Below are 14998 nucleotides of genomic sequence, written 5' to 3' on the forward strand. Positions count from 1 at the left end.
TTTTTCTTAACCGCCCAGATAGGCGCGCTGGATGTGGTCGTTGGCGAGCATGGCCTGCCCCGTGCCCTGCTCCATCACCTGCCCGCTCTCCAGCAGGTAGGCGCGGTCGCACATGTCGAGCGCGGCGTAGGCGTTCTGCTCGACCATCAGCACGGTCGTCCCTTCCCGGCGGATGTCCGACACGATCTCGAAGGTGCGCTCCACGAGGTTGGGGGCGAGGCCGAGCGACGGCTCGTCGAACAGCACGATCTTCGGGCGCGACATCAGCGCCCGCGCGATGGCCAGCATCTGCTGCTCGCCGCCCGACATGGTGCCGGCGGGCTGGTTCAGCCGCTCCTTCAGGCGGGGGAAGCGGTGGAACAGCCGCTCCATGTCCTGGCTCACCGCCTGATGATCGCGGCGCAGATAGGCGCCCATCTCCAGGTTCTCGCGCACCGTCAGGTGGGGGAAGACGCGCCGCCCCTCCGGACAGTGGGCCACACCCAGCGCCAGCACCGTGCGGGGTGCTGCGTTGCCGATCTCCCGCCCCTCGAAGGTGATCCGGCCCGAGGCCAGCGGCAGCAGGCCGCTGATGGCGCGCAGCGTCGTGGTCTTGCCGGCGCCGTTGGCGCCGATCAGGGTGACCAGTTCCCCCTCCTCCACCGTCAGCGAGACGTTGCGGAGCGCCGGGATCTGGCCGTAGCAGACGGTGATCCCCTCAACCTTTAGCATGCTTCACCCCCTGGCCCAGATAGGCCTGGATCACGTCCGGGTTGGCGCGGATGACCTCCGGCGGGCCTTCGGCGATGATGCGCCCGTGGTTCAGAACCACCACGCGGTCGGAGATGGTCATGACCATGCGCATGTCGTGCTCCACCAGCAGGATGGTCACGCCGCGGTCGCGGATGCGCTGGACGACGCCCATGAAAGCCTCCGTCTCCGACGGGTTCAGCCCGGCGGCGGGCTCGTCCAGCAGCAGCAGCTTCGGGTCGGCGGCCAGCGCGATGGCGATGCCGAGCAACCGCTGCTCGCCGTAGGCGAGGTTGCCGGCCAGCTCGTCGGCGCGGTGCGACAGGCCGACGAAGGCCAGGATCTCCGCCACCGCCGCCCGCATCCGCTCCGTCTCCACCCGCACCGAGGCGAGCCGCAGCAGCGCCCCCCAGGTCTCCGCCCGGCCCTGCCGGTGCATCCCGGTCAGCACGTTGTCGAAGACGGTGCAGCCGGCGAAGATGCTGGTGCGCTGGAAGGTGCGCACGACGCCCAAGCCCGCGATGCGGTTGGAGGACAGGCGCGTCAGGTCGGTGCCGCGGAACAGCACGTTCCCGCCGGTCGGCTTCAGGAAGCCGGTGATGACGTTGAAGGCCGTCGTCTTGCCAGCACCATTGGGGCCGATCAGGCTGACGATCTCCCCCTCCGGCACGGCGAAGCTCATCGAGGCGATGGCGATCAGGCCGCTGAAATGAACGGCGACCTCGCGAACCTCGAGGATCGGCGCGGCGGATTCATCGAGGGCAAGGCTCATGCCGAGGTCTCCTTGCGCAGGCCCAGCGCCGTGGCGGCGACGCGCTTGCGGCGGCCGGCGAACCAGTTCTTGACCGCCGGGACGATGCCCTGCGGCAGGAAGAAGACGACCACGATCATCGCGACGCCGTAGATGATCCACTGCACCTCGGGCCGCGCCACCTCGCGCAGCACCTCGGGCAGGATGCCGAAGGCGAGGCCGCCGACGATCGGTCCGGCCAGCGTGCCCTTGCCGCCCGTCACCACCATGATGACCATGGTCACCGTGTAGATGAACATGAAGACGTCCGGATCGACGATGCGGATGTAGTGGGTGTAGAGGCCACCCGCGGCCCCGGCCATGCCCGCCGCGATCACCGTGGCGACGACCAGATAGCGCGTCACGTCGATGCCGACCGAGCGCGCCAGCGACTCGTTCTCGCGCAGCGCCACCAGCGCCCGGCCCACCCGCGACTGCACCAGCCGCTGGATCACCAGGAAGCAGACCACCGCGACCGCCAGCACCAGAAGGTAGTTGTATTCCTTCCTGTAGAGCGGGATCACCCCGTCCCACGGCAGCCAGACCGACAGCGGCGGGATGTTGTTCAGCGCCATCGGCCCTTCGGTCAAATCCACCCAGTTCAGCGCGACCATGCGCATGACCTGGGCGAAGCTGATGGTGACGATGACGAAGTAGGCCCCGCGCACCCGGAAGGCGAGCTTGCCGATCAGGAAGCCGAACAGCGCCGCCACCAGGATGCCGCCGAGGAAGGCCACCCACACCGGCTGCGGCCCCAGCACGAAGGGCTCCGCCCCGCCGAGGTCGAGGTCGAAGCCCAGCGACAGCAGCGCGCTGGTGTAGGCGCCGATGCCGAAGAAGGCGATGTGGCCGAGGCTGAGTTGCCCGGTGTAGCCGAGCAGCAGGTTCAGGCTCATCGCCCCGATGATGAAGATGCCGGTCGAGGTCAGGACGTAGAGGATGTACTGGTCGCCCAGCCACAGCGGCCCGACCGCCATGACCAGCACGAACAGCCAGGGGAGGAGACGCGTCGTCATCCGATCCGCTCCTTCATGGCGAAGAGACCCTGAGGCCGCACGATCAGCACGGCGATGATCAGCAGGAAGCCCATGGCGTCGCGGTAGCCCGACGACAGGTAGCCGGCGCCGAACTCCTCGGCGAGCGCCAGGACGAAGCCGCCGATGGTGGCGCCGGGGATGTTGCCCAGCCCGCCCAGGATGACGATGGCGAAGGCCTTCAGCGCCACCAGATCGCCCATGGTCGGGGTGACCACGAAGATCGGGCCGAGCAGCGCCCCCGCCGTGGCGGCGAGGCCGGAGCCGAGCGCGAAGGTCAGCGTGTACATCAGCCCGCGGTTGACGCCCATCAGCGCCGCCGTGTCCGGGTCCTGGAAGGTGGCGCGCATGGCCACGCCGAGCTTCGTCCGGTTGATGAGCAGGTAGAAGCCGCCGAGCAGGAGCAGCGCCACGCCCAGGACGAACAGCCGGTTCATGCCCACCGACACCGACCCGATCACCACCGGCTCGGTCGGGAAGGGGCTGGGCACGGACTTCGCCACACCGCCCCAGACCAGCTGCTCGCCGGCCTGCATGGCGATGCCGGCGCCGATCATCACCAGCATGGTGGTGTCGATGTCCGCGCCCTTCAGCGGGCGCAGCAGCGTGAATTCGATCAGCGCGCCCAGCGCCATGCCCAACACGGCGGCCATCGCCAGGGACATGAAGAAGTTCAGCCCCATCATCCCGGCCAGCATGTAGGCCATGTAGGCGCCGAAGGTGTAAAGCTCGCCATGGGTGAAGTTGACCACGCGCATGATGCCGAAGATCAGCGTCAGGCCGATTCCCAGCAGCGCGTAGGTCCCCCCCAGGACCACGGCGTTCAAAAGGTGCTGCAGATGAGCTTCCACCGCGTGTCTCCTTACTTCCCCTCTCCCGTCCCGGGAGAGGGTGACGCCGAAGGCGACGGGTGAGGGTCGCCCGAGGATTGGTGCCTGCTTCTCGGCAGCACCCTCACCCTTCCCACGCCTGCGGCGCGGGCGTTTGAAAGGAGGGCCTTACGGCATCGTCACCTTGCCGTCCTTCACCTGGACGACATAGACGTTGGCCTCGTTCTGGCCGCTTTCCTTGCCCTCCGGGCCGTCCTTCTTGAAGGCGATGTCGCCGTTCACGCCGTCCAGCTTGACGGTCCACAGCGCGTCGCGGATGGCCTGCGGCTCGGCCTTGCCGGCCGTCTTGATGGCTTCCACGATGGTCATGATGCCGTCGTAGCCGCGGTAGCCCTCGGTCAGGCCGGCGAAGTCGTAGCCCTTCTTGTTCCAGCCATCGACGAAGGTCTTGGCGACCGTCGGGTGCACCGCCTTCTCCGGGAACCAGGGGGCGAAGAACAGCGTGAAGTAGCCGCCGTCCGCCGCGGCACCCGCCTGCGCGATGAGCTGGTCGGGGGAGGAGGAGCCGCCGTTGGTGATGACCCGGTGCGGCAGGCGCAGCTCCGCCGCCTGCTTGAGGATCAGGGTGATCTGCTCGACGCCGGTGGTGACGAACAGCGTGTCGCCGCCCGACTGCTTGATGCTGGAGAGCTGGGCCGACAGGTCGGTGGCCTCCGGCGCCATCGTCTCGGTGACGCCGATCTTGACGCCCTTGGCCTGGAGCATCTTGCGGAACTCGTCGGCCGAGCCGCGGCCGAAGTCGTTGTTCACCGCTAGGAAATCGGCCTTCTGGATGGCCGGCTGGAAGTGGTCCAGCTTCTCCGCGAAGGACTTGGCCTCCATGGCGGAGGTCGGGGCGATGCGGAAGACCCACGGGTTGCCCGAGGTGGTGATCTTGGTCGAGGAGGAGGTCTCCACCACCATCGGCACGCCGTACTCCACCAGCTTCGGCATCACCGCCAGGGTGAAGGTGGAACTCCAGGCGCCCATCAGCACCGGGACCTTGTCGCGCACGATCAGCTTCTCGGCGGAGGCGACGGCTTCCTTCGGATTGCTCTTGTTGTCCTCGATGATCAGCTGGATCTTCTTGCCGAGAACGCCGCCGTTGGCGTTGACGATCTCCTCCGCCACCCGCGCGCCGTTGGCGACGTAGTTGCCCGACGCGGCGACCGCGCCGGTCAGCGGCTGGGTCACGCCGATCTTGATCGTCTCCTGCGCAAAGGCCACGCCCGGCGCCAGCAGCGCGGCGCTCAGCAGCAACGCCGTGGTCTTCATCGTCCGCATGTCGTCTAGCCCCCTCTTTTTGATTTGAACCGTCAGTAGGCGGCGGTCACTTGGTGGTGGTCACCCGGTGGATTCACCAGGCGGCGACCGCGCCGTCGCTGCGGGGATCGGTCGCCCCCTCCAGCGTTCCGTCGGCATGGCGGACGATGGCGCCCGCATGCCCCATGGTGCTCGTGTAAGGATCGAGCAGCTCGACTTCGTGCCCGGCGTCGCGCAGGGCGGCGACCAGGGCGGGGTCGAAGCGGTTTTCCAGCTTCAGCGTCACGCTGTCCTCGCCCCAGGTGCGGCCGAGCAGCCAGCGCGGCGCCGTGACGGCGGCCTGCAGGCCCTGCCCGAACATCGCGTAGCGGGAGAAGACGGCGGCCTGCGTCTGCGGCTGCCCCTCCCCGCCCATGGTGCCGTAGACCATGCCGCGCCCGTCGTCGAAGCGGGCCATCGCCGGGTTCAGCGTGTGGAAGGGCTTGCGCCCCGGCGCCAGCGCGTTCCAGCCGTCCTCCGCCAGACGGAAGGAGGCGCCGCGGTTCTGCCAGGTGATCCCGGTCTCCGGCAGGACGAGGCCGGAGCCGAATTCGAAATAGACGCTCTGGATCATGCTGACGGCGCGGCCCTGCCCGTCGATCACGCCCAGCCACACCGTGTCGCCGGGCTTGGCGACATGCGGCCAGGGCAGCGCGCGGGCGCGGTCGATGTTCGCCGCCAGACCGTCCAGCACGGCGGCGTCGAGGAAGCTCTGCGCCTCCCGCCCCATGTAGGCCGGGTCGCCGACCTCGCGGTCGCGCACCAGGAAGGCCTGCTTGGTCGCCTCGATCAGTCCGTGGATGTGGTCGAAGCCCTCGCCCTCCGTCACGCCCAGCCGGTCGAACAGCGCGAGGATCATCAGCGAGGCCAGACCCTGCGTCGGCGGCGGGTGGTTGAACAGCCGCGCCCCGCGCACGCCGACCGACAGGGCCGGGCGGCGGTGCGCCGCGTGAGCGGCCAGATCCGCCGCGTCCACCGGCGACCCGGCGCGCTCCAGATCCGCCGCGATGGATGCGGCGAGCGGCCCGCGGTAGAAGCTGTCCAGCCCCTCCGCCGCCAGCCGGCGCAGCGTGGCGGCCAGCGCCGGCTGCTTCAGCGTGGAGCCTTCCAGCGGCACGGCGCCGCCCGGCAGGAAGGTGTCCTTGAAGCCGGGAACGTCCTTCAGCTCGTGCAGCTTCTGGCGGGTCAGCCTCTCCTGGCTGGCGGTGACCGGGATGCCCTGCTCGGCGTGGGCAATGGCCTCCTCCAGGATGCGGGCGAGCGGCAGCGGGTCGGCCCAGCCGGCGCTGACCGCCAGCGCCTCGCGCCAGCCGTCGATGGTGCCGGCGACCGTGTTCGCCGCCAGCGGCCCGCGCCAGGGCACCGTCGCGTGGCCGCGGCGCCGGTAGAGGTCGAGCGAGACGGCCTTGCCCGCCCCGCCGCAGGCGTCGATGGCGACGGGGTCGCGCCCCGGCTCGGCGATCAGCCAGAAGCCGTCGCCGCCGATGCCGGTCATGTGCGGGTAGACGACGGCCAGCGCCGCGGCGACCGCGACCGCCGCCTCGACGGCGGTGCCGCCGTCGCGCAGGATCTGGAGGCCGGCCTGGCTGGCGAGATGATGCGGGGAGGTGACCATTCCCCGGCGGCTGCGCGGCGTGTTCAGCATGGGAACCTCAGGGAAGAAGGCCGTAGATCATCCGCGCCGCCGTCAGCCCGAGGAACAGGGCGAAGACGCGGCGCAGGACGCGGGTGTCGAGGCTGTGGGCGAGCCGCGCGCCAAGCGGCGCCATCGCCATGGAGGCCGGCAGGATCAGCGCGAGCCCCAGCAGGTTGACGTAGCCCAGGCTGAAATCCGGGCGGCCCGGCACGTTCCAGCCGGTCAGCACGAAGCCCACCGTTCCCGGCACGCCGATGATGAAGCCGAGCGCCGCCGCCGTTCCGACCGCGCGGTGGATCGGGTAGCCGAACAGGGTGAGGATGGGGACGCTGAGCGTGCCGCCGCCGATGCCCATCATGGCGGACATCATGCCGATGCCGCCGGCCAACCCCTGGCGCGGCGCGCCGCTCGGCAGCCCGTCGGCGATGCGCCAGTCGGCCTTGCCGAACAGCATGTGCAGCGTGACCAGAACCGCCATCGCAGCGAACACCGCCGTCAGCACCGGGCCGCGCACCACGCCGGCCACCGCCGTTCCCGCCAGCACGCCGAGGAAGATCGCCGGCCCCCAGGCGCGCAGCAGCTCGCCGTCCACGGCGCCGCGGCGACGGTGGGCGCGCAGCGAGGTCAGCGAGGTGGCGATGATGGTGGCGAGCGAGGTGCCGACCGCGACGTGCATGCGCACGGCTTCGTCCACGCCCAGCGCGGTGAAGAGATGATAGAGCACCGGCACGATCACGATGCCGCCGCCGACCCCCATCAGGCCGGCCGCCAGCCCGGCGAAACCGCCGGCCAGCAGCAGCCCGCCGCCGAGAATGGGAAGCTGCGGCACCGCCGCGATCCCCAGCCCGGTCACGGGATGCCCCGCCACAAATGCAGAAACCCTCTCATTTTTATGGATATCCGACTTTTTCCGTTGGTTTCCCATCCCTTTGCGAACGCCGTGCCAACCGGCAGAACACTGCGCATTTCGGTTTGCCGGGAGGGACGGCGCGGCACGGCGTCCGGGCCGGAAATCGCCCCAATGTTGGGCAAACGGAGTGAAGGAAGGGCCGCGCGGTTCCTGGAAAGCGCACGCCATTACATTGAAAAACAATCAATAATCGCGAACTCCGGGCGCCAAGGCCCTCCGCCTCATTCGTGCGCAACCTCTGCCTGTCACGCGGGCATTAATCAGTATACTGACGATCTACCGACGCTTGTGGATCGCCGGCGCATGCCCTGCCGCGACGGCCGCCATGCTCCCCTGAAACCCTTCAAAACCCCTGGTTTCCCCCTTGGCGGCTGCGTTCGTGCACAAATCGGCGGCAGGGTGCCACGCCATGCCGCCCGACCCTGAATCATCAGTATACTGCGGAAAACGGCGCGCCGGAGGGCGGCGGGCGCATGCCGTGGTATGCCGTATTGTGCGTATTTTGACCACCGACTGCCCAACGGACGGTCATTCGTCAGCATGCTGAAGTTTTGTGCGCCCCGACAAACCCGCCCCGCCCTGGCATGGCCCTTGCTGAAGGGACGGCCAGATAAAAATCAGCGCAAGAAGGTGGGTTATGTCAGAGACGCACACGTTCGACCTCGTGCTCCGCGGCGGACGGATTCTCGATCCGGCCAACGGGCTGGATCTGGTCGGCGATCTGGCGGTCGCGAAGGGCCGCATCGCGGCGGTGGCGGAACGTCTGCCCGACGATGCCGCCGACACCATCCTCGATGTCTCCGGAAAGCTCGTGACGCCGGGCCTGATCGACACCCACGCGCACGTCTTCGAAAAGGTCACCGGCCGCTTCGGGCTGAACCCGGACATGGTGGGCGTGCGCTCCGGCGTGTCGACGCTGGTCGATCAGGGCGGGCCGAGCCTGATGACCCTGCCGGCCTTCCGCCGCTTCATCGCCGAGCCGGCGCGCTCGCGCACGCTGTGCTTCCTGTCGGCCTATCTGGTCGGCGGGCTGGAGGGCCACTATTACCCGCAGCTCTACCGCCCGGATTGCGTCGATGTGGACGCCACCATCCGCGTCGGGCGCGAGAACCGCGACATCGTGAAGGGCATCAAGGCCCATGCCGAAGTCGGCGGCGCCTCGCGCTGGGGTCTCGACGTCATCAAGCAGGCCAAGCGCATCGCCGACGGCATCGGCGTGCCGCTCTACGTCCATCTCGGCCAGCTCTGGCCGGAGGTGGAGGGCGGCGAGGCCGTCGACCCCGACATGCTGGTGGAGGAGCTGGTCCCGCTGCTCGATCAGCGCGACATCCTGGCCCACCCCTTCACCCGGCACCCCGGCGGCTTCATCTCGACCCGCACCGGCGAGGTGCACCCGGTCATCTACAAGGCGCTGGAGCGCGGCCTGACCGTCGATGTCGGCCACGGCTCGCACTTCAGCTTCGAGATGGCGCGGCGGACGCTGGCGGCGGGCATCCTGCCCTACACGCTGGGCGCCGACCTGCACGGCTACAACGTGAAGGCCCCGGTCACGGGTGCCGGCGGCGACCGCGAGGCCAACCCCTTCTACGGCGTCGCCCCCTTCAGCCTGACCCACGCGATGACCGAGCTTCTGACGCTCGGCATGGCGCTGGGCGACGTGCTGAAGACGGTGACCAGCAACCCCGCCGCCATGCTGGGCATGGCCGACGAGATCGGCGCGCTGACTCCGGGCATGGCCGCCGACGTGGCGGTTCTGGAGGTCAAGGCCGGCCGCTGGCAGCTCAGCGACAACAGCGGCGAGCGGGTGACCGCGCCGGAGATGATCGTCCCGGCCTTCTCGCTGCGCGACGGCGTGGTGCAGGAGGTCGATAGCCCGCTGCTGCCGAAGCCGATTCCGGTCGCGGCGTAAGGCGGCGGACTCGCCCCCACCCTAACCCTCCCCCGCTGGGCGGGGGAGGGGACGGTCTCCCTCCCCTGCGAAAGCGGGGGAGGGCCGGGGTGGGGGCACCGTCGACACCCGAACATCTTCCCCTCCCAAGAGGACTCCGCTCATGTCCGAAGCCGCGCTCGCCTTCTGGATGTTCGAGGTCCCGGCCCGTTGCCGCGACGCCGAGGGGCGGCGGCTGGGCAAGGCCCGCGCCCTGCTGCTGTCCCACCCGCAGCGCCAGCAGCGCATGATGCTGGAGCTGGCGCACGACGCCCCGCTCGCCACGGGAAGCCGCGTCGTCACAAGGCGCGCGGCCTTCGTGGTGGAGCGGTGCGAGGGCGAGTCCGGATTCGGCTTCCGGCGCTACGCCGTGCGCTGCGTCGGGACACGTCCGGCCTTGTGATGAAAACCGTGCGCGGCTGATCCACATCAAGGCGTCGGGGGCTCCGACCGGGAATATTAATCGAACGATTAATAACCCGCTTCGGAGATTCCCATGACCACCCCCGCCCCCGCGCCGCAAGAGGGCCTGTGCGCGACGCTCCTGCGCGGCTGGCGCGGCGTCCGCTCCCTGAACGCGCTCCAGGCGCTGGCCCCGCAGGACCGCGACCGCGTGCTGGCCGACGCCGGGCTGACCGACCTGACCGCGCCGGCCGTCCTGCGCGCCGGCCATGTCGGCGCGCTGCTTCCCGCCGCGATGGCGCTGCACGGCGTCGACGGCGCCGCGGTGGAACAGGACCGCCCCGACCTGTTGAACGATCTGCAGCGCGTCTGCGCGCTCTGCCGCAGCGCCCGCACCTGCCGCCGCCTGCTGGCCGAGGGGTGCGCGCAGCCGGACCACGCCCGGCTCTGCCCCAACGCCGACACGCTCGACGCGCTCCGCTGAGGAGCGCGCCGACCGCGCGCAAAACACCGCCGCAAAAAATCCCCAACCGTCTTCGTCGGAAAAGCGATTGACAGCGCCGCGACGCGACCGTTAGCATCCCTGCATAATTAATTGGCCGTATAATAAAACACGGGAACGGTTGCCGCATCCAACGGCGCGCGTTCCCGCAACGGGCCGACGCGCCCACGCCGAGAGCGGCGGGGCGCCGACAGGGAATCGTCATTCGCCGTCATCGCGACATCACCGTCGAACGCGGAGGGAGAGATGAGAAACGTGGTACTGGGCGGCCTGCTGTTGACCGGCGTCGCCGCGTCGGTTCCGGCGCAGGCGCAGGACACGGTCAGGATCGGGCTGGTCCAGCCGCTGACCGGATCGGTCGCCTACAACGGCAAGTCCGTGGTGGAAGGCGCCCGGCTCGCCGTCGAGGAAATGAACGCCGCAGGCGGCGTCCTCGGCAAGAAGATCGAACTGATCGTCGAGGACGGCCAGTGCACCCCGGCCAACTCGGTCAACGCCGTCGAGAAGCTGGTGCAGAAGGACAAGGTCGTCACGCTGGTCGGCGCCTTCTGCAGTTCCGCCACCGCGGCGATCATGCCGGTGGCCCAGAAATACAAGCTGCCGCTGATCACCGGAGTGTCGTCGAAGGCCAGCCTGACGGAACAGGGCAACCCCTATTTCTTCCGCGCCGCCGAGACGGACGCGCTGATGGCGGAAGCCTTCGCCAAGATCCTCGCCAACGACCTGAAGCTGACCAAGGTCGCCTACATCGGCGTCAACGACGACTGGGGCCGCGGCGGGGTCGAGGAGTTCTCCCGCGACCTGACGGCGCTGGGCGTCAAGACGGTGCTGACCGAGTATTTCGACCACGGCGCCACCGACTTCTTCACCCTGCTGACCAAGCTGCGCGCCGCCAAGCCGGACGGCGTGTTCGTCGCCGCCGAGACGCAGGACGGCTCCATCCTGGTCAAGCAGATCCGCGAGATGGGGCTGGACACCAAGGTGTTCGGCGTCGGCTCCTGGGCCACCGCGGACTTCATCAACCTGACCGGCGAGGCCGCGGAGGGCATTCACGCCGCTGTCCCCTACGCCTCCAGCATGGACACCCCGCGCAACCAGACCTTCGTCCAGAAATACCAGGCGAAGTACGGCATCAAGCCGGGCAAGTACGGCGCCGCCGGCTACAACGCCCTGAACATCGCCGGACAGGCCATCGAGCGGGCCGGCGGCACCGACGCCGAGGCCATCCGGGCGTCGCTCGCCAAGACCAGCTACGAGGCGCCGAACGGCGTCTACAAGTTCACCGACAAGGGCCAGGCTTACGGCTTCGACGCGGTGCTGGTGCGGATCGAGAAGGGCGAGCCGAAGGTGATCGCCTCCACCCCGGTGGACGCGCCGCACTGACCGGCGGACGCGCCGCGGTGATGGTCCCAACGGCACCGTCCCCGCGGCGCGCACCGATCCAACGCACGGTTTGTGCGGGCCTGCTTTTGCGAGAACGTCATGGATCTCTTTCCGCAGTTCCTGGCCAACGGGCTGGTGATGGGCGTGTTCTACGCGCTCTCCGCCCTCGGCCTGACGCTGATCTTCGGCCTGATGCGCGTGGTCAACTTCGCCCATGGCGAATTCTACATGCTGGGCGGGGTCAGCGGCTGGTTCGTCACCAATTACCTGGGCCTCGACTTCTTCAGCGGCCTGATCGTGGTCGCCGCCTTCATGGCCGCCGTCGGCTGGCTGGTCGACCGCTTCCTGATCGAGCGGGTGCGCGGCCAGGGTGAGGAGCCGGGCATCCTGCTGACCATCGGCCTGTCGATCTTCCTGGTCAACGGCACGCTCCTGCTGGTCGGCCCGGCGCCCATGAAGGTGGCCGGCGCGGTGGCCGAAGGGCCGCTGTTCTTCGGCCCGATCGCGGTGACCAAGCTGCGCCTGCTCGCCGTGGCCGTCGGCATCGCGCTGATCGTCGGCGCCCATCTGCTGATCCGCCGGACCCGGCTGGGGGCGGCGATGCGCGCCACCTTCCAGGACCCGATGGCCGCCAGCCTCGCCGGCATCCGCACCGGCCACGTCTACGCCGCCACCTTCGCGCTGGGCTGCACGCTGGCCGCGCTGTCGGGGATGCTGCTGGCCTCCATCTACTCCGCCCAGGCGTCGGTCGGCGGGCTGATCAGCCTGAAGAGCTTCGTCGTGGTGATCCTCGGCGGCATGGGCAGCTTCGCCGGGGCCATCGCCGGGGGCCTGCTGCTGGGCGTCGCCGAGGCGATGTGGGGCGGCTACGTCTCCATGGGCATGGTGGACGTGATCGGCTTCGTCCTGGTCATCCTGATCCTGCTGTTCCGGCCCCAGGGCCTGTTCTCGATCCGCACGGAAAGGGCCTGACATGACCCTGGAACGCAACATCCTGCTGGCCTTTCTGGCCGGGGCGGCGCTTCTGCCCTTCGCGGTGACGGACCAGTACATCCTGCACCTCGCCATCATGGCGCTGTTCTACGCGGTGCTGGCGAGCAGCCTCAATCTGGTGGTCGGCTATGTCGGCGAGTTCTCGCTGGGCCACACCGCCTTCCTCGGCACCGGCGCCTACACGGCGGCGCTGCTGTCCACCCAGGCCGGGATGCCGATGTGGGTGACGATCCCGCTGGCCGGGCTGGTCTCCGCCGTCTTCGGCTTCGCCATCGGGGCGATCACGCTGCGGCTGCAAGGCCCCTACTTCGTCATCGTCACCCTGTCCTTCGCCGAGGTGCTGCGCATCGTCGCCAACAACTGGATCGCGGTGACCAACGGCCCGATGGGGCTGGCGGGCGTCGGCCAGAACCTGTTCGGGGACGTCGCGGTCACCGACAAGGCCGGCTTCTTCCTGATCGTGCTGGCCATCGCCGCGGTGGCGCTCTACCTCTCCTACCGCTTCGTCTATTCCAACGCCGGCCGGGCGGCGGTGGCGGTGCGCGAGAACCGCTACGTCGCGCAGTCCATCGGCGTCGATCCCTTCGGCACGGCGATGCAGGCCTTCGTGCTGGGCGCCTTCCTGGCCGGTTTGGCCGGTGGCTTCTACGCCCACTACATCTCCTTCGTCGGGCCGGAGGTGTTCCGCTTCGCCTTCATGGCGACGATGATCATCATGGTGCTGCTGGGCGGCAAGGGCACGCTGATCGGCCCGCTGGCCGGCGCGGTGATCGTGACGGTGCTGGAGGAATATCTGCGCGAGGTGCAGGAACTCCGCCTCACCCTGTTCGGGCTGATCGTCATGGCCATCGTCCTGTTCCTGCCCAACGGCCTGATGGGCTTCATCGCCCAGCGCCGCGAGCAGCAGGCCGCCAAGCCGACCCTCAACGCCGCGAAGGAGCGCACCGTATGACGGCGACAACCGAGCCGACGGCCGACCGGCAGCCGCTGCTGCGCGCCGACGACCTGACCATGACCTTCGGCGGCATCACCGCGGTGAAGGACTTCAGCTTCCACATCCAGCCCGGCGAGATCGTCGGCCTGATCGGCCCCAACGGCGCCGGCAAGACCACCTGCTTCAACATGCTGACCGGCTTCTACGCGCCGAGCAACGGGCGGGTGCGCTTCAAGGGGCAGGACATCACCAACCGCAAGCCCCACGCCATCGCCCGCCTCGGCCTCGTCCGCAGCTTCCAGAAGACCAACGTCATGAAGCGGCTGACCGTCTTCGAGAATGTGCTGACCGGCCATTACATGGCGAGCCGGCAATCCCTCCTCGCCACCTTCTTCCCCGGCGAGGCGGTGCGCCGCGCCGAGCGGGAGGCGCGGGAGAGCGCCGCCGCCATCGTCGAGACGATGGGTCTGGCCCAGCGCATGAACGCCCCGGCGCATTTGCTGTCCTGCGGCGAGCTGCGCCTGCTGGAGGTCGCGGTGGCGCTGGCCGCCAAGCCCAGCCTGCTGATGCTGGACGAACCCGCCGCCGGGCTGAACAGCCACGAGGCCGGGACCTTCGGCGCGGTGCTGAAGACGCTGGTCGGGCGCAGCATCGACGCGCTGCTGATCGTGGAGCACAACATGGATCTGGTCATGTCGGTGTCGGACCGGATCGTCGTCCTCAACTTCGGCCGCAAGCTGGCCGAGGGCCGGCCCGCCGAGATCCTGGAGAACCGGCAGGTCGCCGAGGCCTATCTCGGAAAGGCCGCCGCATGACGCTGCTCTCCGAATCCCCCTCCCCCTCCGCCATCGCGCGGGCCGCCGACGCGCCGGTCCTCGCCGTGGAGGGCTTGCACGTCGCCTACGGCTCCACCGCCGCGCTGCACGGCGTGTCGCTGGACGTGCGGGCCGGCGAGACGGTCGCCCTGATCGGCGCCAACGGCGCCGGCAAGAGCACCATCCTGCGGGCCATCTCCGGTCTGCTGAAGGCGCGCTCCGGCACCATCGTCTGGAACGGCAAGTCCATCGCCAACCTGCCCGCCGACCGCATCGTCGCCGCCGGCATCGCCCACTGCCCGGAGGAACGGCACGTCTGGCCGAACATGACGGTGCAGGAGAACATCGCGCTCGGCGCCTATCTCTGCCGCTCGCGCGAGGAGGTGCAGCGGCGCATCGGCATGGCCTTCCACCGCTTCCCACGCCTGCGCGAGCGGTCGCGCCAGATGGCCGGCACGCTCAGCGGCGGCGAACAGCAGATGCTCGCCATCGCCCGCGCGCTGATGTCGGAGCCGCGGCTGCTGATGCTGGACGAGCCCAGCCTCGGCCTCAGCCCGAAGATGGCCGACGAGGTCTTCGACGTGGTGCGCTCCGTCAACGCCCACGGCGTCACCGTCCTGCTGGTCGAGCAGAACATCCACAACGCGCTGGGCGTCGCCAGCCGCGCCTATGTGGTCAAGACGGGCCGAATCACCGCCAGCCGCCCCTCCGCGGAGCTGCGCGGCGACCCCGACCTGCTGCGCGCCTATCTGGGCGGCTGAAGGCCACAGCG

The 14998-nt window shown here is 69.3% G+C and carries 15 protein-coding genes; 8 read left to right on the top strand and 7 right to left on the bottom strand.

Going from position 1 to position 14998, the window contains the following annotated elements; genetic code table 11:
- Positions 1-6: 6 nt before the first annotated feature.
- The 7 genes from TSH58p_RS19585 to TSH58p_RS19615 form a co-directional block, all read right to left on the bottom strand.
- On the bottom strand, positions 7-711 hold the full coding sequence (locus tag TSH58p_RS19585) for an ABC transporter ATP-binding protein (protein ID WP_109068476.1): 705 nt from the start codon (positions 709-711) through the stop codon (positions 7-9).
- On the bottom strand, positions 698-1501 hold the full coding sequence (locus tag TSH58p_RS19590; protein ID WP_109068475.1) for an ABC transporter ATP-binding protein: 804 nt from the start codon (positions 1499-1501) through the stop codon (positions 698-700). The genes TSH58p_RS19585 and TSH58p_RS19590 overlap by 14 nt, the downstream gene beginning before the upstream one ends.
- Complete coding sequence (locus tag TSH58p_RS19595) at positions 1498-2535, bottom strand: branched-chain amino acid ABC transporter permease (protein ID WP_109068474.1); 1038 nt, start codon at positions 2533-2535, stop codon at positions 1498-1500. Before TSH58p_RS19595 ends, TSH58p_RS19590 begins: the two co-directional genes overlap by 4 nt.
- Positions 2532-3404, bottom strand: a complete 873-nt coding sequence (locus TSH58p_RS19600; protein ID WP_109068473.1) for a branched-chain amino acid ABC transporter permease — start codon at positions 3402-3404, stop codon at positions 2532-2534. The genes TSH58p_RS19595 and TSH58p_RS19600 overlap by 4 nt, the downstream gene beginning before the upstream one ends.
- Positions 3405-3551: 147 nt before the next feature.
- Positions 3552-4706, bottom strand: coding sequence for an ABC transporter substrate-binding protein (locus TSH58p_RS19605; protein WP_109068472.1), 1155 nt, complete (start codon positions 4704-4706; stop codon positions 3552-3554).
- A 73-nt stretch (positions 4707-4779) separates the two neighbouring features.
- Complete coding sequence (locus TSH58p_RS19610; RefSeq protein WP_109068471.1) at positions 4780-6369, bottom strand: gamma-glutamyltransferase family protein; 1590 nt, start codon at positions 6367-6369, stop codon at positions 4780-4782.
- A gap of 7 nt (positions 6370-6376) precedes the next feature.
- A complete protein-coding gene (locus TSH58p_RS19615; protein WP_109068470.1) occupies positions 6377-7213 on the bottom strand; it encodes a sulfite exporter TauE/SafE family protein in 837 nt (278 codons plus the stop codon).
- Between the two features lie 694 nt (positions 7214-7907).
- Between TSH58p_RS19615 and TSH58p_RS19620 the strand changes: the two genes are divergently transcribed.
- From TSH58p_RS19620 to TSH58p_RS19660, 8 genes are all read left to right on the top strand, one after another.
- A complete protein-coding gene (locus TSH58p_RS19620; protein WP_109068469.1) occupies positions 7908-9179 on the top strand; it encodes an amidohydrolase/deacetylase family metallohydrolase in 1272 nt (423 codons plus the stop codon).
- Between the two features lie 142 nt (positions 9180-9321).
- Positions 9322-9600 (top strand): hypothetical protein, encoded by a 279-nt coding sequence (locus TSH58p_RS19625; protein WP_109068468.1) that lies wholly within the window; start codon positions 9322-9324, stop codon positions 9598-9600.
- Positions 9601-9693: 93 nt separating this feature from the next.
- The gene (locus TSH58p_RS19630; protein ID WP_109068467.1) at positions 9694-10083 is read left to right on the top strand and encodes a hypothetical protein; all 390 of its coding nucleotides are present in this window, start codon (positions 9694-9696) and stop codon (positions 10081-10083) included.
- Between the two features lie 264 nt (positions 10084-10347).
- The gene (locus TSH58p_RS19640) at positions 10348-11484 is read left to right on the top strand and encodes an ABC transporter substrate-binding protein (protein WP_109068466.1); all 1137 of its coding nucleotides are present in this window, start codon (positions 10348-10350) and stop codon (positions 11482-11484) included.
- 99 nt (positions 11485-11583) lie between these two features.
- Positions 11584-12456 carry a branched-chain amino acid ABC transporter permease gene (locus TSH58p_RS19645; protein WP_014200179.1) on the top strand — a complete coding sequence of 291 codons (873 nt, stop codon included), beginning with the start codon at positions 11584-11586 and terminating at the stop codon, positions 12454-12456.
- Position 12457: 1 nt separating this feature from the next.
- Positions 12458-13429, top strand: coding sequence for a branched-chain amino acid ABC transporter permease (locus tag TSH58p_RS19650; RefSeq protein ID WP_109068465.1), 972 nt, complete (start codon positions 12458-12460; stop codon positions 13427-13429).
- On the top strand, positions 13426-14226 hold the full coding sequence (locus TSH58p_RS19655; protein WP_199230032.1) for an ABC transporter ATP-binding protein: 801 nt from the start codon (positions 13426-13428) through the stop codon (positions 14224-14226). Before TSH58p_RS19650 ends, TSH58p_RS19655 begins: the two co-directional genes overlap by 4 nt.
- Positions 14223-14987, top strand: coding sequence for an ABC transporter ATP-binding protein (locus TSH58p_RS19660; RefSeq protein ID WP_109068464.1), 765 nt, complete (start codon positions 14223-14225; stop codon positions 14985-14987). The genes TSH58p_RS19655 and TSH58p_RS19660 overlap by 4 nt, the downstream gene beginning before the upstream one ends.
- The last annotated feature ends 11 nt before the right edge of the window (positions 14988-14998 follow it).

The organism is Azospirillum sp. TSH58 (assembly GCF_003119115.1).
Classification (GTDB): Bacteria; Pseudomonadota; Alphaproteobacteria; order Azospirillales; family Azospirillaceae; genus Azospirillum.